Here is a 23,668-nt window from a genome sequence, read left to right as displayed (position 1 = left end):
TGGGAACGTTTTCTAATTTCGGGAGGTTCGTGTATGAATCGTCGCCGCTTTGTCGTTGTTGCCGCTGCCGCAGGCGTATCGGCAGCCGCGGTTGCCGCTTGCAGCGGTCGCTTTGGTGGGCCGGTAAGCGAGCTTGAGCCGCTCGTTACCGGACGCGCTTCAGGACGCAAATACTCGGTTACCGTAAAGTACGCAACCACGAGTATCGACGGTAAGATTTTCCGAACCCGCACGTACGACGGCCACATTCCAGGCCCGACGCTCGTGACGCGGACGGGCGAACTGCTCGACGTCACGATCGTCAATAAGTTGCCGCGAAACCCGAAAGCTCCGTGCCCGAAAGGGCCGATGCGGGCGCCCGCCATCCACGACGAGATGGAAGATGCGGAACCCAATCCGCGGCACTACCGAATGGCAACCGGCCCCATCGATTGCATGAACAATCCCCACGACTTCAACACGACGAACCTGCACACGCACGGCATCCAGACGATACCGCATCTGTTCGAGCCGCTCGGTACCTCGAATCCGGCTGCGCCGATGCTTGGGATCGAGCCCGGTCACCAGTTCCACTTTCCGCTTCCGGTTCCTCAGAATCATCCGTCGGGTTTACACTGGTATCATCCTCACCACCACGGTTCGACCGACGTTCAGGTATCCAACGGCATGGCCGGGCTCATCGTCGTGCGCGGACCGATCGACGCGGTTCCGGAGATTGCGGCCGCACGCGAACTCTTTTTGGTGATCCAGTCGCTTCAAGTGAACAAAGGCAAGAAGACGAATCATTACGACCTCGAACCCATCGCGTATAAGCCAAGGAACGAAGGCGGATACTACGTCGATACCGACTACACGATGTTTACCGTGTCCACCGATGGATCCGAGGGGCGCACCGACGCCCGCGGCGTGATGTGGGAAGACGCCAGCGTGTACGGCAAAAAGACCTACGAACCGGTCCTCCCGACCCCAACCTTTACGATGCAGCCCGGCGAAATTATCCGCCTGCGGCTGCTCAACGGCTGCAATCAGCACGCGCTTCCACTGGTCTTGGTCAACGATACCACCGGCGCAACCATGGACGTCAGGCAAATCGCATTCGACGGCGTGAACTTAAAGGCACCCAAGAAGATCGACATGAGCGGGAAGCTCGGTCTACTCGGTGGACTCACCGTGAAGAACTTCATCGATGCGCCCGTTCGCATGACGGTGCCGGGGAATCGCATCGAGTTCTTGATCCAAGCGCCCAACACGCCCGGAACCTATACGCTCTCGTCGTTAAAAGCCGACGATCTGCACGGCCCGGGAACCAAGATCGCGTTCATGACATTCGTTGTAGCCGGAACGCCGAAGGCGATGGAGTTTCCGAAATCGCTGCCCTTACCCGAGCGCGAGTATCCGTTCATCGAAAAACCGTCGGCGGAGGGTAAGACGTTCGAGTTTAGCTTCAAAGGCGATAGTAATACGATCCTCACCGGATTCGACTTCTTGGTCAACGGCGTGCACTATATGGAAGAGGTGTGCCCGACGACGGTGAAGCTCGGCGACACGGTCGAATGGCGCATCGAGAACGCCACGGGCAGCATTCATCCGTTCCACCTCCACGTCAACTCATTTTGGCTGGTCGCCATTAACGACAAAGTGCTCGACGAGCCGGAAATCTGGGACACGTTCTACGTTCCGCCCAAACGCAGCCGGGACGACGGTAAGAACGGCAGTATCACGATTCGGGTTCGCTGGCTGCAATGGCGTGGAAAAACGGTGCACCACTGCCACTTCCTCAGCCACGAGGACACCGGCATGATGCAGAATTTCCTGATCCAGTAAAGTACTGCCCTCCGGGGCGCCGAAATAGAAAAGCGTCATGGTCAAGCGCGACCGCGTGACGCGCGAGTTCCAACGGCGGGCTGACTTCCCCATTCTCTTCGTGCGGGGTCCGGCCGGTTGCGGGAAGAGCGTGGCGTTACGCGACTACCTTGCGGCGAGCGGGCAAGATTGGGTTCTCTACGACCTCAAGCGCGAGCGGAGCACGTTTGCGCGCTTCGTCTATGGGTTTACCGAAGCGCTGGCGGCAAGAGCGCCGGGCGCCAGGAGTGCGTTCGCGGGCGCCTACGAAAAGGCCGTCGTTTCGCAGCGCCCGGCCGAGGATCTGGCGGCGTGGCTGCACGAGCACATCAAGGCACTCGACGTCGTTATCGCAATCGACAACCTCCACAACGCCGCCGGCGATCCGCAATCGGAGGCGTTCGTGGCGTCGCTGATCGACCGCATGGCGGACAACGTGCGCTGGATCGTATCGACGCGCGACGCCGACGGTTTTTCGCTGCCCGTGTGGATGGCGTTCCGTTGGATGGACGTTCCGCTGGAAGGCACCGACTTGGCGTTCGACCGCGACGACGTGGCCGCGCTCGGACGTAACGCCGGCGTCGCTCTCGGTGCCGCCGCTTGCGACCGCATCGTCGAAGAAACCGGCGGGTGGGCGACGGGCGTCGCCGCCACCGTGCACGCCCTCTCCACGGCCGGGACGAGCTCGATGACCCGCTTTTCGGCGTTCGAACCCATGATCGACGCACTTCTGGCTCAATGCGACTCTTGGGAGCTGCGCGCACTGATCGGCACGGCGCTGATGCCCGACCTCTCCGAAGAGCTGCTCGGAACCGGCCCGGCGAGCGACGCAGTTGGCAACCTGCGCCGTCGCGCGCCCTACCTTTTCTTAGGCGCCTCCGGCGAGCGGTATCACGACTTAGTGGCCGAAGCGCTGCGCGGACGCATGCAATCGATAGACCCGCGCGATCTGCAAACCGCGATTGGCGTAGCGGGACAGGCGCTGCGCCGCCGCGAGCGTTTTGCCGAAGCGCTGGAGCTTTACGCGGAGGCCAATCACCCCGACCAGGTGGCAAAATTGCTCGAATTGCAAGGCTTGAGGCTTTTGGAACAAGGATACGCCGACGTCGTCGAACGCGCGTTGGCCTGTTCCGAACGCAGCGGGCACGTCGAATCGGCGATCGTCCTGGCCTTGCGCGCGATCGTCACCTCGCGTTTAGGCCGATTCGATGCGGCCGAATCCTGGTTCAATCAGGCGCTCGCGCGCGCCGCCGACAACGACACGCGCATGATCGAAATCAAGTATCTGTTCGCATGCGACCTGATGCGGCGGTATCGCCCCGACGCGTTGGATTTGATCGCGCCGCACGCGGCCAACGAGGAGCTTCCGGCCTCCCTGCGGGCCGGGATCTTATCGGCGCTGGGTGAGGCGTACATGCTCTCGGGCGACTCCGATCGTGCGCACGACGCCGTCGGGAAATCCCTATCGCTCGCCCACACGCTCGGCGACGATGCCATGAAAGCGCGCGTTCTCGCGCGAGCCGCGTACGTGTATCATAGCGATTCGCAGAACGAGGAAGGTGCTCGCTATGCGATTGCGGCCGTCGAAGCCGCGGAGCGAGCCTCGTCGTTTAACGTCGCGGCGGCCGCCTATAGCACGCTCTTCGCGATAGCAATGGATGACGAAGACTCCACAGCTGGTCATACGTACTTGGATCGGTTGCTGGAAAATGGCCTAAAGTCCGGTAACCTTGGGTTTCTTCTCTATTATTTCACCAATGCGTTCGAGATTGCCGTGGAGCGCCACGACCTGACGGAGTTAGCGCGCAGCGAGGCTGGGCTGCGCGCCTTCGATCTGCACTACGATGACGCCGATTCGCACGAATCACTGCTGCCGGCGCAAGCGCTGCGCGCTTCGTGGAGCGGTGAGTTCGATTACGCTTACCGTTTGTTGTTCCCGACGGCGGCGCAGCAAGCCGGAACCGACCGCACCGCACTCCGCTGGGGCGAAGTGGCGTTCTACGCCGCCGCGGCGCGCCGGCCGGCCGAAGCGCGCGAGGCGATCGACCGCGTGTCCGAAACCCTCGGCTCGATCGAGCAAGAATCGAGCCGCTCGGCACGAGCGCGTCTGCTCGCGTATCTTGCAGCAGCGCTCGTAATAGGAAATGGCGAAGCAGAGCGATTCGTTGCGGAGCTGGATGCATCGCGCCTGCCCGCGCGGCTGACGGCTCTGCACGATGCAGTCCGCGCGATCGGCGAACACATCGACGGGGCGTCCAACCACGATGCGGTGGATCGCGCGCTGCGCGCACTCTATGCAAACAACTTCGGCGGCTTCGCGCGCATGCTCGAAGCGCTTCCCCTCCCGCTGGCGGCGCACGCATGAGGGCCGGCGTCGAAGGCACCGCTTCGGGCTCGCGCCCCGAGGTCGCTTCGGCGGTGTTGGAACGCGCGATCTTGCCGCAGGAGCGAACGCTGGCAACCGAGATCGTCGTCATGCAGTTGCTCGATCGCATCGCAGAAGTCGCCGACGGTGCGAGCGCAGCGCGGTTGATGCAGTGGCTCGAAGATATCTCGGCACGCCATCCGGAGTTGGGCTGCTTGAGCGTGCTGCTATCGGCGACGTGGCGGCAAGTCCTTGAGAATGGGGCGCTCGAGGGGCGTATTGCCGACAAGACTATGCTGATGGCGCTAGGCGAGACGATCGACGCGGCGGCGCGCAAGCCGCGGCCGCTTTCGATCGCACGCGACGAACCGTTCGATGAAATCGATGCGTGTTTGGCGGACTTGATCGTGCGCCTGTTCGAGCACGACCCGATCACCGCAGAACACTCCAAGGCGGTCTCGTCGTGGTGCGCGCGACTGGCGCGCAAGCTCGGCTTATCACCGGCCGACACCCTGCTGGTTAAACGCGGCGGCCTCGCCCACGACGTGGGCAAAATCGGCACTCCGGAAACGATTCTGCTGGCTCCGCGCTCGCTCAATGACGACGAGTGGGCCGTCATGCGACGACACACGATCGACGGCGCCGAGATCGTGGCCGACCTTCCGCTCCTGGCCGAGCTCTTGCCCGCAATCCGCAGCCACCACGAGCGCCTCGACGGAGCGGGGTACCCGGACGGTTTGCGAGGTGACGACATCCCGCTGAGCGCCCGAATCGTGGCGGTCGCCGACTGCTTCAACGCGATGATCGGGCGGCGGCCTTACCGACCGCCGATGGCACCCTCACGCGCCTTGGAGCTGCTCGATAAAGCCGCGGGGACGCACCTTGACCCCGAGATTGTCGCTGCGATGCGGGCGATCGTGACAGGGTAGGTCTTTCCTGCCATAACCGCCGTGTAACGATTGCTTTACATTGCTTGAAGAAGCGCTCGGTTGGAAATACTGTTAGGTAGGAGACGATACCTTACCTCAGCAGATCGAGAGCGCGCATGGTGTGGCAACTAGGGAACTCTCGCTCCAGCATGGCCTGTGTGGCCGCGCTGAGCTTTTTGCTTTCCGCCTGTTCGGCGGCCGCAACCGGACCGGCTTTACCGTCGGACGATACGGCGGCGCCTGGCGCACCGGAGGCGGCGCATCACCGGATGCACCGACACGACACCGAGGCCCTTCCGATCAGCTCGCGTGCGATTCCGATCAGCTCGCGCGCGATCCCGATCTCTTCGCGCGCCATTCCCATCAACTTCGCGGCCTTGCCGCAACTGCTGAACATCTGCGGATTGCCGATCGTCGGACGCGTCTCGTGCGGCGCGATTCGCCGCCTCGACGTATTGCCGCAACTGGGGCTCCTGCCGTCGCTAATTGCAGGATATCAACCGTCGGATCTGGCCAGCGCGTATAACGTCCCGCAAGGCGCAGCCGGCGGAACGATCGGCATCGTGATCGCTTACGGCGATCCTAACGCCGAGAACGATCTCTCCACCTACCGTTCGACGTTCGGTTTGCCGCCGTGCGGCACGAGCGACGGTTGCCTACGCTTCGTCAACGGTGCCGACGGTTCGAGCACGTTACCCGCGGGCAGCGAAACGTGGGCGCAAGAGCTGTCCATCGATCTCGATATGGCGTCGGCGATTTGCCCGAACTGCAAGCTGCTGGTATCGGAAGCGCCGTCGGCCGACATCGAGGCGCTCACGACCGCGATGCAGATTGCGATCCAAAAGGGCGCGACGGTAGTCAGCAACAGTTACACCACGCCCGAAAGCGCGACCCTCGCTGCGGACAATCCCAAGTGGAACCATCCGGGCACGCCGATCGTGGCGGGCGCCGGAGATTCGGGATACGGCGTTGGCTGGCCGGCATCGTCGTCGTACGTGACGGCGGTCGGCGGCACGACGCTGCTGCCGATTCTGAGCGGTTTCGCGTGGCTTGAAACGGCGTGGGGCAGCACGGGCAGCGGCTGCAGCAAGTACGTATCGAAGCCGGCGTGGCAACGCGACGCGGGTTGCAAGATGCGTACGCTCAACGATGTGGCTGCGATCGCAAATCCCGTTCCCGGCGTCTCGGTCTACGACACCTATTTCGCTAACCAGTCGATGCAGGGATGGGCCGCGTACGGCGGCACGAGCGTCTCGACGCCAATCGTCGCTGCACTGTACGCGATGTCGGCGAATCGCTCGGGAACGGGCGCATCGACACTGTATTCTGCGCCGAGGTCCGGCTTCAACGACATCCTACTGGGAGCCAACGCCTTGTGCCTGACGTATCTGTGCACCTCGGGGCTGGGATACGACGGACCGACGGGTCTCGGTACGCCCAACGGAGTTGCCGGGCTCTAAGCGCGAATACCCTTACACCCTCGGTGTAAGGAGGCGCGGTCGTGCGCGACGTTTCCAGCGGCATCTTAACGGCGATCGTTTCGCTGGCTTACACCTTGTCGTGCGCGGCGCTGATCTTTTCGGGACCGCTGTCTTACGGTTTGAGCGTCGGCGTCGCCGCATCGCTGATCGCGATGGCGACCTGCATGCTCGCGACCGCGCTGCTCGGTCCGTTTCCTCGGGCGATCGCCGGCGTCGACGGTAACGCCGCCGCCGTTCTCGCGGCCATGGCCGCGGCAATGGCGTTGTCGCTGGGCCAGAGCGGCACGCCGCCCGGGCCGCAGCTGGTCACGGTTATGGCCGCGATCGCGATCGCCACGCTGTGCACCGCGATGCTGCTCGCGTTTCTTGGTTTCGTACGCGGCGCGCGATGGGTGCGTATTATTCCGTATCCCGTGATGGGTGGATTCATCGCCGCGGTTGGATGGCTGCTCGTCGTCGGCTCGGTGCGTGTCGCCACCGGAATGCCGGCAACCGCTGCGAACGCCGCTGGGCTTACGCACGGGACCCCGCTCGCTCAACTGATTGCGACCGTCGCACTCGCCGCGGCGCTTATCGTCGCGGCCAGACGCATCGTCTCGGCCGCCGCCATCTCGCTGGTGCTCGTCGCCGCGGTCGCCATCGGCGACACCGTTCTAGGCCTGCTTCCGGGCGGATTGCACGCGGCCGCAGCGGCGGGATGGTTTCCGTTAGCCAACGATCGCGCGGGCTGGTCGCTGTGGTATCTCAACCTCAACCTTCACGACATTGCGTGGCCGGCAATCTGGCAGGTTTGGCCCGAAATCGTGACCGTCGCCGCCATATCCACCATCACGATTCTCATTAACGCCACCGCCTTCGAGCTCGTTTCGCAAACCGATGCCGACCTCGACGCACAGCTGCGTGCCGACGGCATCGGAAACATCGCCTCTCTCGTACTCGGCGGATTCGTGGGATACTTCGCGCTGGCGCGCAGCGTCCTCAACGTTCGGCTCGGAGCGAAGGGCCGGCTCTCCGGCTACACCGTCGCCGCCATCGGCGCGGCGCTCGTCTTTGCCGGTTCGAGCATCGGCAGGTACGTACCGGTGTACCTGCTAGCCGGTTTGTTGCTCTACATCGGTTACACGATGCTCGACACGTGGATCGTCAAAACGCGACGACCGCTGCCGGCGTTGGAGTGGGTCGCGCTTTTGATCATCGTCGTCGTCATCGTGAGCTTCGGCTTTTTCTACGGAATCATCGCCGGACTGGTCGCGTGCACGGCCATCTTTGCGTTCAACTACAGCCGCACGACCGCAATCGCATCGGTGCAGTCCGGAGCGCAGTATCGCAGCACGCTCGTGCGGTCGCCGTCGGAGTTCGCGGCGCTCGTCGAGCACGGTGACGAGATTCGCGCGATCGCGTTGCATGGATTTCTCTTTTTCGCCGTTGCCGACCGGCTGTATCGGCGATTCTTGGATACCGTCATCGACGGAAAGGCGCGATTTGCGATTCTCGATTTCAGCCGGGTCAACGGAATCGACGCCGCGGCGGCAACGAGCTTCGTGAAAATGGCCCGAGCGGCTGACCGCGCCGACGTGGCGATTGCCTTTGCCGCCATGAGCGACGGCGTTGCGCGGCAATGGGCTGCGGCGGCAGGTCCGCTCGACGATGGGGTCAAGCGCTTTACGGATCTCGATCACGCCATGGAATGGGGCGAAGACCAGCTCATCGAGCGCTATGCGACGGTGCCCGGCGACGATCCGACACTGCGCGGATGGCTCGAGACGGAGTTCGGTGACGCCGGGGTGGCCGCGCGTTTGGTTGCCGTATTACAGCGACGCGAAATCGCTGCCGGCGAAACGCTGTGTCGTGAAGGCGAAGCGGCGGATTCGATGTTCTTCATCGAGAGCGGGCATATCGGTATCGTCGTGCGCAGAGACGACGGATCGATGCAGCGGTTGCGCAGCCTGGGCGAGCACACGATGCTCGGCGAGATGGGTCTCTATCGCCAGACCCCGCGCAGCGCGTCGGCCGTCGCGGAAAAACCTAGCGTCGTCTTCGAACTTACGCGCGAAGCGTTCGCGAACATCGAGCGCGCGGATCCCGAGCTTGCCGGAACCATTCACCGCACGATCGTCCGCACGTTATCGGATCGGCTGTCGTTCCAGAACGTCCTGCTCTCGCGGCACGTTTGAGACATAAGCACTCAGTTCGATGGTATTCCCGTCGGGATCGAGCACCTGGAACGCGTGCGCGTCGTCGCCTCGCGCGCCGAAATTGCCCTCCATTTCGCGCACGACCGGAACGCCGCGATCGCGCAGAAACGCCTCGATTTCGTACGGAGCGTTGTCGAGCGAGAGCGCAATGTGATTGACGTTGTTGCCGCCGGGCGTCGCGCGGTGATAGCTCGGGGGGAAGAAATCGAGGATGGTCTGCCCGTTGACCCGCACCGACGGGAAGGGTACCGTACCGGCGCGGTACTGGTCGAGGCGCTCCGGCTGCAACCCCAGCACCCCGGCATAGAACGCGACGCTGCGTTCGGGGTCGGCGACGTTGAATACGACGTGGTCGAGGGATTTGACGGCGATCTTCGACATTGGCTTCATCCTCATTATCTTAATATCAAGATACATCTAGAGGTCTCGGGCTGTCAAGTGTCTTAACGCTAAGATATGCGTGACCGAATCGATGCCATCGTCGCCCAATGGAAGGGCGAACGCCCCGATCTCGATACCCACGCCATGGCCGTGGTCGGACGCTTACAGCGCGCGGCGGCTGCGCTGCGCCCAAAGCTGGACGAGACGCACGGCGCGTCTGGGCTGCAGGGCGAAACCTTCGACGTCCTCGCGTCGCTGCGCCGCTCGGGCGCGCCGTATCAGTTGTCGCCGACCGAGCTCTACCGCGAGATGATGCTGACCTCGGGCGCCATGACTAACCGCATCGATCGCCTGGAAGAGGCCGGCCTCGTCGCGCGGCGCCCGGATCCCGACGATCGCCGCGGAACGCTCGTCCGATTGACGGCCAAAGGCAAGACGCTCATCGATACGGCAACGAGCAAACACGTCGCCAACGAAGAGCGTCTGCTGTCGGCGCTGAACGCGCGCGAACGCCAGCAGCTCAACGAGCTGCTGCGTAAGCTATTGATGAGTTTGGGCGACGTTTAGGCGGCGTCGACGACCGTAAAGACGCGATCGAGCGCCGTCACGGCCAGCGTCTTGCGCACGTCGGGCCGCGTCGCGCGCAGCGCGAACTCGCCGCCGATGTCGCGGCTCTGCCGCAAGAGTTTGATCAGGCGGCGCATGTCTTCAATACCCAACACCGGCACGTAGTCGAGGTTAACGATAACGTTGCGGCCCTCGTTGAGCGCCTCGAGCGTGGCAGCTTCGAGCTGCTCGCACGTGCGCTCGTAGACGATGGTCGTATACTTCATGCTCCCATGGTAAACCGCGGTGCGTCCACAAACCGTCCAACGCGGGGCGATTCTACCGTTGAGCGAGAATCGGGACGCTGCCGCCGACGGCGCGGCGACGGTTAGCGTCGGTCAAGACTACAATCGCGTTAGGAAGCGCCACGCCGACGTAGACTCCTCCGTCATCCTCGAATTTCGGTAGAGGTGTCACCGTGGCGGTTCCGTCGCGATGAATATTATAGATCCCGTCTATTCCCAAAGCCCCCACCGTTGCGCCGTCGACGATCAGACCGTAGAACGCTACAGTCATGAAAGGTTCATCCTCGCCGGGATGTTGGGGACCGCCGTTCTCCCACACCTTGAAATACAGACGCCTGACGTTGTCCCCGCACACCTCGTCGATTCTCCCGTGCGGCGCCATATGGACGAGTCCGACCGCCACAATGATACAGTCTGGCGCCCAAGGATCGGCGGCGATCGCGTTAACGGGATCGCATGCGGTGTTCAGCGGACCTCCGCAAAGTGCGCCGCTCTCGTTGCGCTCGATCACGCTGGTTTCGCCCGTGCTTCGATCGATTCGTCGTAACCCGCCGCCCCACTCACCTCGGTTTATGCCGACGAACACGTACTTGGAGGTCGCGAAAACGGTCGCGACCTCGGAATGGATCGGCAGATCTTTCGACAGCCGGACGGCAGAGAACGAGGAGCCGGTGGCGACGATAAGGCGACGATTGGTTACGAGGACCGTCCCGGATTCGTCGCATCCGAAACCAATGAATTTTTCGCCGCCTTTCGGCACCTTTACGTCTTCGACCCACGCCTGCGCTCGACGGTGGGACTCAACCCAGACGCCGTCATCGCCGGGCGCCTCCGAGATGGCGAAGAGCGTGTGGTTCGCGGCGCAAATGTCTAGAACACGGCCTGCGAACGTTTCAATCGATCGCCGGCGCGTGTCGAGTGCGACACTCGACAACGCCCCGCCGTCCGAAAGTAACCAAAGGCGGCTTTCGCTAACCACCGCGCGAGTGATGAACGATTCCTGAGACTCGCCTAACGGCAAAGCCCTACCGGTCGCCGCTAGCGTCAGCAGCGCAAGGGTAAGCGCGAACGGTTTCATGCCTTCGGCGGGACGCGGACCCAACGGCCACCGGGTAACGGGGGCAGCGGCGGACGGGGCTCGGGAGAGGTGTTCATCCCGCCATTCTACAAGATTTTGCGGTGTGGCTGGCGGCTCGTGCCGTCTGGGGGATGGGAATGGACGAACCTGTCCGGGTGTTTACAACCATCGTGCTTCTTGCGAGCGCGGCGTACGTCGTGGTGACGAATCTGCAATTCCGTCGCCAGTGGCCGGAGTTGGTCGAGCGCTGTCGCCGGCGGGTGACTTCGCTTGGCATCGAAGCCGCTGCGCTGCCGGCTATTGAGGGCGATCGCAACTTCATGGTCTTCGTGGCGTCCTTCGCCGGTGCGCTCTCCGGAGCGCTCGCAGGTCTCTTGTTCAACGCCTCGCTGATGATGCTCGTCGCGCCGCGGATCGATCGCGATGCCGGCAGCGACATTCTCGTGGGCGCGGCGTTCGGCGCACTCGCCTTTGCCATCCTCGCCAACGAGAAGTAACGCGCGCAATCGGGCATTAAGCTGGGTGCGAGTGCCCCCTCGGTGGTGCAAAGGCTCGGGGTAGACCGCGTAGGCGAAAGAATCAGTATCTGGTTCCCGGTCATGGGATGAGCAGCACTTTGCCAATCGCCGAGCGATTCTCGAGGTACTCGTGCGCTGCCGATCCGTCGCTCAGCGCGAACGTCCTTGCGATCGGAACGCGCAGTGCGCCGGTGAGGATGAGTTCGAAGAGCTTGCTCGTTCGCCGTTCGCGCTCGTCGTGAGACGTCAGGACGTTCCAGAGATCGCCTCCGACGAGTCGCTTCGAGCCGTCCATCAGCACGCGTGGGTCGACCGGCTTCGGATCGCCGCCGGCAAAGCCGTAAAACACGACCGTACCGCCGGTTCGAACGCTGTCGATGGACGCATCGAGCGTCGAGCCGACCGAGTCGTAGACAACGTTGGCGCCGTGCGCCCGTTCGGGCCATCCCTCGGCATACGTGTACGCTTCCGCCGCGCCATAGTGCCGTGCGGCCGCGCACTTTTCGGCCGTCGAGGCGAACGCGATCGCGCGCGCGCCGGCGTGCACGAGAAGTTGGACGAGCAGCAGCCCGACGCCGCCGGCCGCGGCGTGCACGACGGCCGTATCGTTCGGCATCGCAGTGTAGCTGTCTGAGATCAGGTACTGTGCGGTCAGCCCTTGCAGCAGCACTGCGGCCGCAGTGTTGAAGTCGATGCCGTCCGGCAGCACGACCAGTTTGTCGTACGGAACGGCGACGAGCTCGGCGTTGGCAAACGGACTGTCGGCGAAGGCCACGCGCGTACCCGGTTGTATTGACGGCGGCGCTCCGTCGCCGCACTGCACGACGGTGCCGGCCGCTTCGTACCCTGCGACGAACGGAGGCTCGCCCGCGAGATGATAGTTTCCGCGCCGGCGGTAGACGTCCGCAAAGTTCAAACCGATCGCGGCCGTTTCCACGAGCGCGTGACCGCGCGACGACACCGGATCGGCAATGTCGCCGTATGTCAGTACGTCGGGTCCGCCGAATCGTTCGAAGTAGAGCGCTTTCACGTTGGCCATAACGTTCGCCGCCAAGCGCGGCAGCTCTCTACAGAGGAATCGGAAAAATCGCTCGGCAAACGTGACCCTATGTCGCAGTACGCACAAGAGGCGGCGCAAGCGCTCGCGCGCATGGGAGCGTCGATTCGCTCCGGTAGCGCAAAAGTACATTCGCCGATCGACGGTTCGCCGCTGGCGTCGATTGCCACGGAGGACGGGCGCGCGGCCGAACTCGCGATCGAAAAGGCGCGAGCCGGATTTACGGCGTGGTCGCAGTCACCGGCACCGCGACGCGGCGAGCTCGTTCGCCGATTCGGCGAGGAGCTGCGCAAGCATAAAACGGATCTGGCGCTCCTCATCAGTCTCGAGGTCGGGAAGATCGCGACTGAGAGTCTCGGCGAGGTTCAGGAGATGATCGACATCTGCGACTTCGCGGTCGGATTATCGCGTCAGCTCTACGGACGAACGATCGCGTCCGAGCGCGCGGATCACGCGCTACGCGAGCTTTGGCATCCGTTGGGCGTGGTCGCGGTCATCACGGCGTTCAATTTCCCCGGAGCGGTGTGGGCTTGGAATACGGCCCTCGCATTGATCTGCGGCGATGCCGTGATATGGAAGCCCTCCGAAAAAGCGCCGCTTACCGCACTCGCCTCGTCCGCGCTGCTCGACCGCGCAGGCAAAGCGTTTGGCGCGCCTGACGGACTTCATCAGCTTCTCGTCGGCGACCGCGAAGCCGGCATGGCTCTAGTTGAAAACCAAGGCGTCGACCTCGTCTCGGCGACTGGTTCGACCGCGATGGGCCGCGACGTCGGGACGCGCGTCGCTCGCCGGTTTGGGCGCAGCCTGCTGGAGCTCGGCGGCAACAACGCGATGATCGTGACCGCAACGGCCGACTTGGATCTGGCACTGCAAGCGATTGTGTTCGGCGCCGCCGGAACGGCCGGCCAGCGCTGCACTACATTGCGACGCGTGCTGATTGACGAAACCGTCTACGAGGAACTCGTCGCAAAAATACGATCGGCCTACGCCCGCATTTCGATCGGCAACCCGCTGGATGATGAAACGCTCGTGGGGCCGCTCATCGACGCCGGCGCGTTCGAGCGAATGACCGATGCCCTGGCGGCCGCGCGTCGAGAAGGCGGCACGGTGTACGGCGGACGGCGCGTTCTCGAGGATCGCTTCCCGCACGCGTTTTACGTCGAACCCGCGCTCGTCGAGATGCCCGGTCAAACCGAGATCGTTCGTCAGGAGACGTTTGCGCCGATTCTCTACGCGATGCATTATCGAGAGCTTCGCGAAGCCATTGCAACGAATAACGGCGTTCGGCAAGGTCTCTCTTCGGCGATCGTCACGCGAGATCTGGCCGAAGCCGAAACGTTCATGTCCGCGCAAGGCAGCGACTGCGGCATCGTCAACGTCAACACGTCTCCTTCGGGGGCCGAAATCGGCGGCGCCTTCGGCGGCGAAAAGGAGACGGGCGGCGGTCGCGAGTCCGGGTCGGATTGCTGGAAGGCCTACATGCGCCGCGTCACGGCCACGATCAACTACGCAAACGGATTGGTACTCTCGCAGGGCGTGAACTTCACGCCATAGCTATCGACAGCTGGGCGTAGGCAGCGGCGAGCAGCGGGAGTTTCACGCCCGCGGCTTCGCCGCGAACGCACATATCGCCGATGATGGCGTCGGCTTCGAGCTTCGCGCCGCTTTGCAGGTCGCGATACAGCGACGAGGTTAGGTTGGAATCGGGGTCCGTTAATGTCGTGCGGATTCGTTCCAAGGCCGGCGCGCGCGGCGCGTATCCGGCCGCCGTTGCCACCGATACGCACTCGTCTATCGCCGCGCCTGTTAGGTCGCGACCTCGGGGTGCCCGCGCAATCTGACCGACGCTTCCGCGAAGCAGACACGTAATGGTGCCGAGCGTCGCGATGAAAACCCACTTCTCCCACATCTCCAACTCGATGCTCGAAGACAACCGTGCGGTGAAACCGGCGCCCTGGAGGCTGCGATCGACATCGAGCACGCGCGCGGAGTTGCTGCCGTCGAGCTCACCGTAGGTCAGTTCTTGCATCTCGCGAAGCTGAACGATACGTCCTTTTTCGTCGAGCGTCGTCGCGACGATGCAGACGCCGCCCAAGACGTGTGACCTGCCGAATTTCGCACTGAGCAAGTCGATGTGACGAACGCCGTTGAGGACCGGCAAAATCACCGTGTCTGGGCCGATTGCGGGTGCGAATTCGCCGATCGCGGATTCCAGTGCGTACTGTTTGACGGCTAGCAGCACCAGGCCATACGGCTCGTTCAGCTCGGCCTTCGTGACGATGCCGGGAGTTATTTTTGCGTCGCCGTGCGGGCTCACGATCTCGAGCCCGTTCGTGCGCAGCACTGCGGCGCGGCCGTCGCGCACGAGAAACGTAACGTCACGTCCGGCTTGTGCGAGGCGGCCGCCGAAGTAGCCGCCGACCGCCCCCGCACCCACGACGAGTATGCGCATCGCCATGGCTCGACTAGTATCCGCCGCTCGTGTCCAACGCGATCGCCGGACAGTTGACGGCGAATCCCGCGGGCGTGGCGAGCGGTCCGACGTCGGCGTATGAGGTGAGACGTTTGCTTTGCGCCTCGCCGACGACGAATACCGACCACAGCGGCGTGTAGGCGTTGGACGCATACGGCTTGGATGTATCCGGCACCAGCGAGAGGACGTTGAACGGGGAGCCGATCGTCGCCGCGTTTGCCGCCGTGGCATCGTCGCCTATTGGCGTTTTGAGCGCGAGGTATGCCAAGCCCTGAACGGCGTCGCCGGTCTGCGGTCCGTTGGCAACGACACCGATCGGGATTTCACCCGCCGAATCGGCCTTCGCTAGGCGCGGCACGTAGGTTGCGCGCTCGACTGCTGCGGCGGTCGGGTCGGACGCGTCGGTGCTCACGTAATAGATTGGCTTACCGTTAAAGAATCCACGCGCCAGCGCGAGAGTAACGGTACCTTTAGTGGTGTCGATGGCAACGACGCGGTCTTCGGTATCGGAGTGCGTCGTTACGTCGAACGGTCCGTTCCCGCTCGCAACGATCGGCGCGTTGAGAACTCCGGCCGTACCATCAACACGCACGAACGGTGAATACCCGTCGTCGCCAATCGCGCCGGGTTTTGCCGACGCGGGCGGAAATCCGCCGGTTCCGGCAACGTACGAGCGTTCCGGTGAAAAATCGGGCTTACCGGCAAACGCTACGATACCGTTGTGCATCGTCGCCGCGACGATCGCGCTATCGCCAAGCTTGGCGATGCCGGGTGCGTAGACGACACCGTAACGCTTTGCTACTCCGGCGTCGGACGCGTCGGTGACGACGTACCAGACCGTCTGTCCGTGCGACTCGCCGCGGCGAAGCGGAAACGTCGCGGTGTGCGTCGACGTGTCGACCGAGATGACGCTGGGGAAGAAAAACGCTGAGGCCGGTTCGGACGCAGCGTCCGCAAAGCCGGTTCCTGCGCAAATGAGGGCGGCGAAAGACGCCGCAAAAAGTGCTTTCATGCTCGCAATACGTCCTTCGTAGGATTTTGGATGACTCCCGGTGCTTTCAGCGCTTTGAGCCGCTCGAGAATCGTTTCGGGCTCCGGTCGAACGGTGTAGTCCGGGTTAACCTCCGCATCGGCAATCGTTCCGTCAGGCGTGATGAGGAACCGCGCCGGTATCGGCAACTGCCAAACCTCGGTCTCGTTCCAGGCCTTTGAGTCGTTCCCGAACTCACGGTAGAGTGCGTCGAGATACTCCGGCAGCGTAAAAGCGATTCCGAATTGTTCCGCGATTTCGTTGTGGAAATCGCGCAGTATGGGAAACCCGATGCGATATGGCTTCACGAGGTCGGCGCTGAACTCACTTTTTTGCGGCGAGATCACGACCAGCTCCGCCCCAAGCTCTTTGACGCGCGGATAGATTTTAGCCAGCGCCGACAACTCCAGATTGCAGTACGGGCACCATTTACCTCGGAAGAAGCTGACGATTAAGGGACCGTTTCGCCGGAGGTCCGCCGAGGATACCGGGACGCCGTTGACGTCGGGAAGCACGAACTCGGGAGCGAGATCGCCTTTCTTCAGCGTGCGCTCGAGGATCCCGGAGCGCGCGAGCTCCGCCGTAGCTCGGTGTATTTTTTCTATCGTCTCCGGCGGTGCTTTTGCCTCGAAATCGTGCTTTAGTTTAGCTAGCTGATCTGCCAACGACACGTTACACCGCTCCTTTGCTCGCCGCAGCTGCGAGTGCTTCCCCGGCCGTGAACGCGGCACAGGCCAACAGGCAAAGGTCCTTGATGAGGAATGCGCCCGTACCCGATAGTGCGGGGAAGGCCGGTGCCCATACGCCGGGAGTACTCAGCAGAAAAGAGAGCGTGGTGAGAAAGGTGACGATTGCCAAAAGGCTGCCGGCCGCCGACGCGATCGCCGATATCGGCCGCGACGCGATGAGTAACGCTACCGCGATCTCGATCGTACCGATCGCGCGTGAAACGCCGTCCACGCCGGTCAGCGAGTACATCCAAGACATGAGCGGGCTGTGAGAGACCAGCGGCTGGATTCCTAAAGCCTCGCCGTGCGTGAACTTCAAGCCTCCGATAAGTAGGAGTATCGCGACTAGTCCATAGCGTCCGATCCATAACCCGGCTCTCGTTGAGAAAGCGGCTACGTCGGTCGTGCGAGATCTCCGAAGGGTTGTCGTCGTCATTGATCGCTCCTTTATACGGCCGTTCGGCCGCCGTCGACCGGCAGCACGACGCCGTGCACGAAACTTGCGCGATCGGAAGCAAGATAGACGATCGCGTCGGCGATCTCTTCAGGAGACGCCGGATGGCCGGCGGGCGCTGCGGCGGCAAGCTGCGCGAGACCGTCCCCCATCGCGGCCGTTCCTTCCGTGCGAGTCGGGCCCGGGCTGACGGCGTTCACTCGCACGCCACTGGGGCCAAACTCCGCGGCCCACGCCTTCGTAAGCAAATTGATCGCCGCTTTACTCGAACCGTACAGCGCCATTCCCGCCATACCAAACTCACTGACCATGCTGCTCAGGTTGATGATGGCGCCTTTGCCGCGGTCCGCCATTTTCGGCGCCAACTCCCCAACGAGAATAAACGGCGCCCGCACGTTGGTAGCGAAAACGTCGTCGAACACATCCGGCGGCGTTTGCGCGGTCGGCCCGAACGGGAAGGCGCCGGCGTTATTCACGAGGATGTCGACACGACCGGCGATTTCCAGTGCGCGCTGCGCTAGCTTCCGCGTAGAATCGGCGTCGCTGAGGTCCGCTTGCAAGAAATCGGCGGCCCCGTTTTCAGCCCGGATAGCCGACACGACGGATTGACCCCGAACTTCGTCGCGGCCTGAGATAAGAACACGCGCTCCACGCCGCGCGAGCGCGAGCGCGGTTGCTTTGCCGATGCCGCTGGTTGCGCCGGTGACGAGGGCGGTACGGCCGTTGAGATCTTGAAGGGTGCGGTTGTTATCCATTGCCTTTCCTTAAACTGGAGTGGTAAATCCAATATAAGTGTGCTAAATTGGATTATCAACTCCAAAAAGGGCGATTTCGAACGATGAGGACGCTAACAGCCAAAGATCAGAGCTTTACTCCCAAGGGGCTTGCGACGCGGGAGCGCATCGTGGCCGCGGCCGCCCGCCTCATTCACGAGCGCGGGGTAGCGGGGACGACGACCGAGGAAGTCCGCGATGCGGCCGCAGTGAGCTCGTCGCAACTCTACCATTACTTTAAAGATAAGATGGCTCTCGTGCGCGCCGTGATCGCCCACCAGACCGACGCGGTCATCGGGGCACAAAAAGAGTTCTTGGGGCATCTCAACAGCATGCGGGCCTTGCGCGAATGGCGGGATCTGCTCGTGCGCATTCAGCGCGGGGGGCATTGCGCCGGCGGCTGTCCGCTGGGAACCCTTTCGAGTGAAATCGTCGAGATCGTTCCGGAGTTCCGAATCGACCTCAACCGAGCGTTTTCGCGTTGGGAAGACGGAATTCGAAGCGGATTGCGCGAGATGCACGCCGGCGGGCAGTTGCGAAGGGATGCCGATCCCGATCGGTTGGCGACGGCGCTGCTTGCGGCCGTTCAGGGCGGGTTGGTATTAACGCAGCTTCGGCGCAATACCAAACCGTTGGAGGCCGCGGTCGACGCAATACTCGACCACATCGAATCGCTTACCGTGCATCGAACGCGTCCCGCGCGCCGAAGCTAGCGGAGGCGCTGCAGTTCCGGGCTGCGCTTCCGGATAGACCGGCATGACGAGAACCGCGAGGAGCGTTGTTGATAAAATCACGTGCATTGGAGCTCCTTTTGCATTTTGGATTAGTAGTGCGTCGCTAGCTAGCCTGCCCCGGCGATTATGGGCGCAACCGAACGGAGGCGACCCGACATTCTAGGGTGCCAAGGAGAGAAAATGCCCACAACCGCTTCGACCTATAGAGACCTACTTTCCGGCGTGCGCCGGTTGCGCGCTTCTTTAGACGATGGAGGCAGCGATGGCGTCGCCGCGCGGCTCGATGATTCGGTTATTCGCCCATTGACGGCACTAGCCGGTAGCGAAGACGATCTACCTCAGCTCGCGCACGAGCCGGCCGAGTCGCTATGGGATCTGGCGAAACGCGCAGCAGCGTGGCGTCGCGAGGGACTTCCGCCGACTGCGTTGCTTGAGGCTACTGCCGCGCTTGCGCAGCTTGCATGCGCCGAAGTGTCGTCGGACGCGAACGCAGTCGCGGCACGCATTGCCGAACTCGAAGCGCTCTATAACGGGTTAGATGCCGAAATACGCCTTTCACACAACGGTCCGCTGTTAGTTACCAATGTAAAGAACCTGGTCACGTGGCTGGGCGAGCCGTTGTCTGCATTTCCGCAGATGGCTCTTTGCCGTTGCGGTGCGTCCGCGATCAAACCGTACTGCGACGGCAGCCACGCGAAGATCGGCTTCGATGATGCGAAGGATCCCAAACGGGTACCGGACCGCCAAGACGTCTACGTGGGTCAGCAGGTCACGATCTTGGATAATCGCGGCACGTGTCAGCATTCCGGCTACTGCAGCGACCGCCTGAGCAAGGTGTTCCGGACGAAAAGCGAGCCGTTCGTCGCGCCGAGCGGCGGCCGCATGGACGAGATTATTCGCGCGGTTCGCGACTGCCCGTCCGGTGCTCTGAGCTATGCGGTCGATGGCGTCGAGGCGCGAGCAGATGTCAATTGGCACGGCCGGCGACAACCGGCGATTGAAGTCTCTAAAGACGGCCCGTATCGCGTCACCGGTCCGATTGCGCTACGTGACGACCAAGGCAACGATGTCGTTCGTAATGCCGGTGCGTCCTTCGAACACTGCGCGTTATGCCGGTGCGGTCACGCGCAGAATAAACCATTTTGTACCGGGATGCACTGGTACGTCGAGTTTCGTGATCCCCTACCGCCGCCGGACCGCCAGCCTTCGATTTTCGAGTGGGCGGGAGGGCTGCCCGCACTCACGCGCATGACTCGCCTATTTTACGAAAAATTCGTGCCCGCGGACGATTTGCTTGCACCGCTGTTCGCAAATATGTCCGCCGATCATCCGCAACGAGTGGCGAAGTGGTTAGGCGAGGTCTTCGGCGGCCCAAAACGTTATAGCTCGGAGTACGGCGGCTATCCGCGTATGCTCTCGCAGCATCTCGGCAAATGCCTCACCGAAGAAATGCGCGCTCGCTGGGTCACGCTCTTGTTGCAATCTGCGCGTGAATCCGGTCTTCCGAACGATCCCGAGTTCCGCTCCGCGTTCCAGGCGTACATCGAGTGGGGATCGCGCTTGGCCGTTGAAAACTCGCAGACCAACGCGCAGCCTCCGCAGCACATGCCGATGCCTCACTGGGAGTGGACCACCAGCGCCGGACCGCCGGGCAGCCGTGTATCGGCGCTAGCGCCGCACGAAGAAGTTCAAGTGGACTTGCCGGCTCCGGGCGAGCCGGTCAGTTTCGCCAAGCACGTTAAAGCGCTTTTTCGAGAGCGCGATCGCAAATCGATGCAATTTGCATTCGATCTGTGGGCGTATGCCGACGTAAGCGCTCATGCCGACGCGATACTCGAGCGGGTCAAAGCTGGTACGATGCCGTGCGACGGCGCTTGGACACCAGAAAAGGTCGCGGCTTTTGCCGATTGGATCCAGGGCGGCAAACAAGAGTGAAACGACTACAGGCCGGCAAAGGTTATCATATCGCCCCGAGTATAAATACAACTGCATGCGTAGAACTATCGCAGTCGTTTTGCTTCTCGGCGTTGCGGCATGCACTGGCGGTCCCGCGGGCGCTCCGCCGATCGCTCAAATGCCGCAACCGGGCGTGGCCGCGCGCAACGCATTCGCGCTGCCTGCGAACCTGCGCGGCATAACCTACGACGATCTCTCGAGCCGGTGCGGCGTGAGTTCGGACGAGCTGGCGACAGTGAAGGCGCTGAATCGTCCGACGGTTCGCGTGGTGTTCGATCCAATCGGGCCGTCGTGCTACGCGTCGGGGATGCACGCCTTGCACCAATCGGCGCATACCATGGGCGAACTGGCCGACAGTTCTTCGATCAAACGCTATTCGCTCGCTCAAATCAAGGCGCGCACGAAGGCGTACGTGAACGCACTCGCGAGCGATACGGATCTCTGGGAGATCGGCAACGAAGTCAATGGCGAATGGCTGAGCAGAGTGCGCTGCCCTTCGTCGCACGAATGCGCCGCCCAGGCGAACGACGTGATGTCGAAGGTGAAGGCCATGTACGACATCGTCAGCGCGCGCGGGCTGACGACGGAAATGACGCTCTACTACCAGGTCCCGAAGTGGGTGACGCCCGGATACGACATGATTTCGTGGGAGCGCACCTACGTGCCGGCTTCGATGCATCGCGGCCTGCGCTACGTACTGGTTTCGTATTACGAAGCCGGGAACTACGGTGCGCGGCCCAGCGTCGCGCAGTGGAACAAGATTTTCGCGCGTTTGGCAGCCGACTTTCCCAACGCCAGGGTCGGCTTTGGCGAGATCGGCATGGCTGCCCCCATTACCACCGGCTCGCTTTCGGACGCGCAGAGCATCTTCTCGTACTATATGTCGATCGTTCCGCCGAGTTTGACGCGCTTCACCCGCGCCGGCTTCTGGTGGTACGCCGCGGAGGATCTCGTTCCATCGACCAAGTGGCCGTCGTTCTACGGAGAAGTGCAGTCGACGCTTTAAGCGTCCATCGCTTCGAGCTCGGCGTGCAGCGACTCCCAGCGTGCGACGAGTTCGCCGCTTTGCGATCGCACGTCGGCGAGTTCTTTACTTAGCGCTAACGATCGCACGTGGTCGGTGTTGACTTCGGGCTGTTCGAATAGTGCCTCGATTTCGGCAGTCCGAGCGTCGAGCCGTTCGATCTCGCGTTCGATCCGGTCGATTCGCGTTTGCAGCTGCGACCGAATCCGCAACGGCGTTTGGCGCGACGTCTTGGGGCGCTCTTCCGTGTCGGGGGCCGTCTGCTCGAGGGAAGCACGCTCGCGGTCTCGCTGAGATGCTTCGTAATCGTCGTAGGCACCCTCGACGATTCCCCACTGTCCGCTTTCGATCCAAAGGACGCGATCGCATAATCGTGAGAGCAGGAAGCGGTCGTGCGACACGACGACGATCGCACCCGCGTAGTCGCTCAGAACGCTTTCCAACGCTTCGCGGCTATCGATGTCGAGATCGTTAGTGGGCTCGTCGAGCAACAGAACGTCGGCTTTGCGGGCCGTCAGGCACGCGAGCATAATTCGCCGCCGCTCGCCGCCTGAAAAGTCACGCACCGGTTTATCGGCCGCGTCGCCGCCGATCCGCATGCGCCCCAGCAACGTTCGCGCCTCCCAATTCGTCCCACCGGATGCCGCCAGCACAGCTTCTACGGCGCTGGCGTCCATGTTGAGTTGCTCGTGGGAGTTTTGCGCGTAGTACGCCACCTGAGCCGCCGGATTGAACCGCACCGAGCCGGCATCGGGCGCAAGTTCGCCGGACAAGATTTTGAGAAGCGTCGACTTCCCCGACCCATTCGGGCCGACGACGGCAAGACATTCCCCTCGGTCAACGCGGACGGTGAGATTGGAAAACAACGCGCGGGCGTACGACTTCCCAACGTCAGTCGTCTCGAAAACGTACCCGCCGCCGCGGCGCACCTTCTCCAGCCGTACCGCGATACCGCGTGGAGCTGCGACCGGTGCCGGCGCTTCTACCGTCGCCTCGACGCGCGCAAGTTGCTTCTCGCGGCTGCGCACTTGGCTGTAGTCCGACGAGGTGTGCGTGGTACGCAATCCGGCGATCGTCGCGCGTCGCTTATCACGCTCGGCAACGAAACGTTCATAGGCTCGCCGTTCTTCTTCCAGTCGCGTTTGTTTCTGAGCGACGTATGCGGTATAGGCCGCGGCCGAAGGCGCGTAAGCGTGCAATCGTGCGCGCTCGATTTCCCAAATTCGCGTCGCGATTCGATCGAGAAAATAGCGGTCGTGCGAAACGACGATATACCCGCGGCGATCGTTTGCGATGAACGTTTCCAGCCATCGCACCGTCCCTATATCGAGATGGTTGGTCGGCTCGTCGAGAAGGAAGAAGTCCGGCTCGTCGATCAAAAGATGTGCAAGCGCCGCCTTGGCTCGCTGACCGCCGGAAAAGGCGCGCAGCGGGCGCTGGTATTCGGCCGGTGTAAAGCCGAATGCCGCTAACATGACGTGCAGCGCTTTATTGCGCTGCGCCCACGATTCCGCGTCGACCTTCGCAAGCGCCAGATCGATCAGTTCTTGCAGCGTAGATTCGGTTTCATCGGCGACACCCTGCGCGAGATAGCCGAGCCGAACGTCTTTCGCCCTAACGATCTTCCCACCGAACGGGGGCTCGACGCCCGCGAGCAGGCGTAATAGCGACGTCTTTCCTGCGCCGTTCGCACCGACCAGGCCGATCCGCTCGCCATCGTTGAAAACACCGGTCGCACCGGCGAAGACTTCGCGCGCCCCGTAATGACACTCGAGGTCCGAAAATCGCAACAGTTCCAA

21 protein-coding genes are annotated in these 23,668 nt (G+C 62.6%); 12 read left to right on the top strand and 9 right to left on the bottom strand.

Annotated features, from left to right (window positions below; translation table 11 throughout):
* The first annotated feature begins 33 nt into the window (after window positions 1-33).
* From VGG89_15850 to VGG89_15830, 5 genes are all read left to right on the top strand, one after another.
* Window positions 34-1,824, top strand: a complete 1,791-nt coding sequence (locus tag VGG89_15850) for a multicopper oxidase domain-containing protein (GenBank protein ID HEY1978025.1) — start codon at window positions 34-36, stop codon at window positions 1,822-1,824.
* A gap of 37 nt (window positions 1,825-1,861) precedes the next feature.
* On the top strand, window positions 1,862-4,207 hold the full coding sequence (locus VGG89_15845) for an AAA family ATPase (protein HEY1978024.1): 2,346 nt from the start codon (window positions 1,862-1,864) through the stop codon (window positions 4,205-4,207).
* Complete coding sequence (locus VGG89_15840; GenBank protein HEY1978023.1) at window positions 4,204-5,136, top strand: HD-GYP domain-containing protein; 933 nt, start codon at window positions 4,204-4,206, stop codon at window positions 5,134-5,136. The genes VGG89_15845 and VGG89_15840 overlap by 4 nt, the downstream gene beginning before the upstream one ends.
* Before the next feature lie 176 nt (window positions 5,137-5,312).
* Window positions 5,313-6,596 (top strand): S53 family peptidase, encoded by a 1,284-nt coding sequence (locus VGG89_15835; protein ID HEY1978022.1) that lies wholly within the window; start codon window positions 5,313-5,315, stop codon window positions 6,594-6,596.
* A gap of 41 nt (window positions 6,597-6,637) precedes the next feature.
* A complete protein-coding gene (locus VGG89_15830) occupies window positions 6,638-8,791 on the top strand; it encodes a SulP family inorganic anion transporter (GenBank protein ID HEY1978021.1) in 2,154 nt (717 codons plus the stop codon).
* On the opposite strand, the gene VGG89_15825 is transcribed toward VGG89_15830, so the two are convergent.
* Window positions 8,741-9,193 carry a VOC family protein gene (locus VGG89_15825; protein HEY1978020.1) on the bottom strand — a complete coding sequence of 151 codons (453 nt, stop codon included), beginning with the start codon at window positions 9,191-9,193 and terminating at the stop codon, window positions 8,741-8,743. The two genes, VGG89_15830 and VGG89_15825, sit on opposite strands and share 51 nt — an antisense overlap.
* 75 nt (window positions 9,194-9,268) lie before the next feature.
* Here VGG89_15825 and VGG89_15820 point away from each other — a divergent pair, with 75 nt between their 5' ends.
* On the top strand, window positions 9,269-9,760 hold the full coding sequence (locus VGG89_15820; protein ID HEY1978019.1) for a MarR family transcriptional regulator: 492 nt from the start codon (window positions 9,269-9,271) through the stop codon (window positions 9,758-9,760).
* Here VGG89_15820 and VGG89_15815 read toward each other — a convergent pair.
* Both VGG89_15815 and VGG89_15810 read right to left on the bottom strand, forming a co-directional pair.
* Window positions 9,757-10,026 carry an STAS domain-containing protein gene (locus VGG89_15815; protein HEY1978018.1) on the bottom strand — a complete coding sequence of 90 codons (270 nt, stop codon included), beginning with the start codon at window positions 10,024-10,026 and terminating at the stop codon, window positions 9,757-9,759. The genes VGG89_15820 and VGG89_15815 overlap by 4 nt on opposite strands.
* 52 nt (window positions 10,027-10,078) lie before the next feature.
* Window positions 10,079-11,122 carry a hypothetical protein gene (locus tag VGG89_15810; protein HEY1978017.1) on the bottom strand — a complete coding sequence of 348 codons (1,044 nt, stop codon included), beginning with the start codon at window positions 11,120-11,122 and terminating at the stop codon, window positions 10,079-10,081.
* Window positions 11,123-11,277: 155 nt separating this feature from the next.
* On the opposite strand from VGG89_15810, the gene VGG89_15805 reads away from it, so the two are divergent.
* Window positions 11,278-11,619 (top strand): hypothetical protein, encoded by a 342-nt coding sequence (locus VGG89_15805; GenBank protein HEY1978016.1) that lies wholly within the window; start codon window positions 11,278-11,280, stop codon window positions 11,617-11,619.
* Between the two features lie 100 nt (window positions 11,620-11,719).
* Here the strand turns inward: VGG89_15805 and VGG89_15800 are convergent, their stop codons facing one another.
* Window positions 11,720-12,694 carry a quinone oxidoreductase gene (locus VGG89_15800; GenBank protein ID HEY1978015.1) on the bottom strand — a complete coding sequence of 325 codons (975 nt, stop codon included), beginning with the start codon at window positions 12,692-12,694 and terminating at the stop codon, window positions 11,720-11,722.
* Window positions 12,695-12,748: 54 nt separating this feature from the next.
* Between VGG89_15800 and VGG89_15795 the strand changes: the two genes are divergently transcribed.
* Window positions 12,749-14,251, top strand: coding sequence for an aldehyde dehydrogenase family protein (locus VGG89_15795; GenBank protein HEY1978014.1), 1,503 nt, complete (start codon window positions 12,749-12,751; stop codon window positions 14,249-14,251).
* Here the strand turns inward: VGG89_15795 and panE are convergent.
* Genes panE through VGG89_15780 form a run of 3 tightly spaced genes read right to left on the bottom strand, consistent with a single transcriptional unit; the run spans window position 14,241 to window position 16,871 of the window.
* A complete protein-coding gene (gene panE, locus VGG89_15790; GenBank protein ID HEY1978013.1) occupies window positions 14,241-15,155 on the bottom strand; it encodes a 2-dehydropantoate 2-reductase in 915 nt (304 codons plus the stop codon). The two genes, VGG89_15795 and panE, sit on opposite strands and share 11 nt — an antisense overlap.
* 7 nt (window positions 15,156-15,162) lie before the next feature.
* The gene (locus VGG89_15785; GenBank protein HEY1978012.1) at window positions 15,163-16,182 is read right to left on the bottom strand and encodes a hypothetical protein; all 1,020 of its coding nucleotides are present in this window, start codon (window positions 16,180-16,182) and stop codon (window positions 15,163-15,165) included.
* Window positions 16,179-16,871 (bottom strand): peroxiredoxin-like family protein, encoded by a 693-nt coding sequence (locus VGG89_15780; GenBank protein HEY1978011.1) that lies wholly within the window; start codon window positions 16,869-16,871, stop codon window positions 16,179-16,181. Before VGG89_15780 ends, VGG89_15785 begins: the two co-directional genes overlap by 4 nt.
* A 164-nt stretch (window positions 16,872-17,035) precedes the next feature.
* Here VGG89_15780 and VGG89_15775 point away from each other — a divergent pair, with 164 nt between their 5' ends.
* A complete protein-coding gene (locus VGG89_15775) occupies window positions 17,036-17,200 on the top strand; it encodes a hypothetical protein (protein HEY1978010.1) in 165 nt (54 codons plus the stop codon).
* Window positions 17,201-17,375: 175 nt separating this feature from the next.
* Here VGG89_15775 and VGG89_15770 read toward each other — a convergent pair whose 3' ends face one another.
* Window positions 17,376-18,137 (bottom strand): SDR family oxidoreductase, encoded by a 762-nt coding sequence (locus VGG89_15770; GenBank protein ID HEY1978009.1) that lies wholly within the window; start codon window positions 18,135-18,137, stop codon window positions 17,376-17,378.
* Window positions 18,138-18,220: 83 nt separating this feature from the next.
* On the opposite strand from VGG89_15770, the gene VGG89_15765 reads away from it, so the two are divergent.
* The 3 genes from VGG89_15765 (at window position 18,221) to VGG89_15755 (ending at window position 21,851) form a co-directional block, all read left to right on the top strand.
* Complete coding sequence (locus tag VGG89_15765) at window positions 18,221-18,868, top strand: TetR/AcrR family transcriptional regulator (protein ID HEY1978008.1); 648 nt, start codon at window positions 18,221-18,223, stop codon at window positions 18,866-18,868.
* 201 nt (window positions 18,869-19,069) lie between these two features.
* Window positions 19,070-20,824 carry a CDGSH iron-sulfur domain-containing protein gene (locus VGG89_15760; protein HEY1978007.1) on the top strand — a complete coding sequence of 585 codons (1,755 nt, stop codon included), beginning with the start codon at window positions 19,070-19,072 and terminating at the stop codon, window positions 20,822-20,824.
* Window positions 20,825-20,879: 55 nt separating this feature from the next.
* Entirely contained in the window at window positions 20,880-21,851 is a 972-nt protein-coding gene (locus VGG89_15755) for a hypothetical protein (GenBank protein ID HEY1978006.1), read from the top strand.
* Here the strand turns inward: VGG89_15755 and VGG89_15750 are convergent.
* Window positions 21,848-23,668, bottom strand: a complete 1,821-nt coding sequence (locus tag VGG89_15750) for an ABC-F family ATP-binding cassette domain-containing protein (GenBank protein ID HEY1978005.1) — start codon at window positions 23,666-23,668, stop codon at window positions 21,848-21,850. The two genes, VGG89_15755 and VGG89_15750, sit on opposite strands and share 4 nt — an antisense overlap.

Source organism: Candidatus Baltobacteraceae bacterium (assembly GCA_036488875.1).
GTDB lineage: Bacteria > Vulcanimicrobiota > Vulcanimicrobiia > Vulcanimicrobiales > Vulcanimicrobiaceae > JAFAHZ01.
This window is presented reverse-complemented; position numbering and strand designations above follow the sequence as displayed.

What these genes read in the sequence shown, in the direction of transcription:
- VGG89_15850 (HEY1978025.1), top strand. Translation starts at nt 34, where the DNA reads ATGAATCGTCGCCGCTTTGTCGTTGTTGCCGCTGCCGCAGGCGTATCG.
- VGG89_15845 (HEY1978024.1), top strand. Translation starts at nt 1,862, where the DNA reads ATGGTCAAGCGCGACCGCGTGACGCGCGAGTTCCAACGGCGGGCTGAC.
- VGG89_15840 (HEY1978023.1), top strand. Translation starts at nt 4,204, where the DNA reads ATGAGGGCCGGCGTCGAAGGCACCGCTTCGGGCTCGCGCCCCGAGGTC.
- VGG89_15825 (HEY1978020.1), bottom strand. Translation starts at nt 9,193, where the DNA reads ATGTCGAAGATCGCCGTCAAATCCCTCGACCACGTCGTATTCAACGTC.
- VGG89_15820 (HEY1978019.1), top strand. Translation starts at nt 9,269, where the DNA reads ATGCGTGACCGAATCGATGCCATCGTCGCCCAATGGAAGGGCGAACGC.
- VGG89_15815 (HEY1978018.1), bottom strand. Translation starts at nt 10,026, where the DNA reads ATGAAGTATACGACCATCGTCTACGAGCGCACGTGCGAGCAGCTCGAA.
- VGG89_15810 (HEY1978017.1), bottom strand. Translation starts at nt 11,122, where the DNA reads ATGAAACCGTTCGCGCTTACCCTTGCGCTGCTGACGCTAGCGGCGACC.
- VGG89_15795 (HEY1978014.1), top strand. Translation starts at nt 12,749, where the DNA reads ATGTCGCAGTACGCACAAGAGGCGGCGCAAGCGCTCGCGCGCATGGGA.
- panE (HEY1978013.1), bottom strand. Translation starts at nt 15,155, where the DNA reads ATGGCGATGCGCATACTCGTCGTGGGTGCGGGGGCGGTCGGCGGCTAC.
- VGG89_15785 (HEY1978012.1), bottom strand. Translation starts at nt 16,182, where the DNA reads ATGAAAGCACTTTTTGCGGCGTCTTTCGCCGCCCTCATTTGCGCAGGA.
- VGG89_15770 (HEY1978009.1), bottom strand. Translation starts at nt 18,137, where the DNA reads ATGGATAACAACCGCACCCTTCAAGATCTCAACGGCCGTACCGCCCTC.
- VGG89_15765 (HEY1978008.1), top strand. Translation starts at nt 18,221, where the DNA reads ATGAGGACGCTAACAGCCAAAGATCAGAGCTTTACTCCCAAGGGGCTT.
- VGG89_15760 (HEY1978007.1), top strand. Translation starts at nt 19,070, where the DNA reads ATGCCCACAACCGCTTCGACCTATAGAGACCTACTTTCCGGCGTGCGC.
- VGG89_15755 (HEY1978006.1), top strand. Translation starts at nt 20,880, where the DNA reads ATGCGTAGAACTATCGCAGTCGTTTTGCTTCTCGGCGTTGCGGCATGC.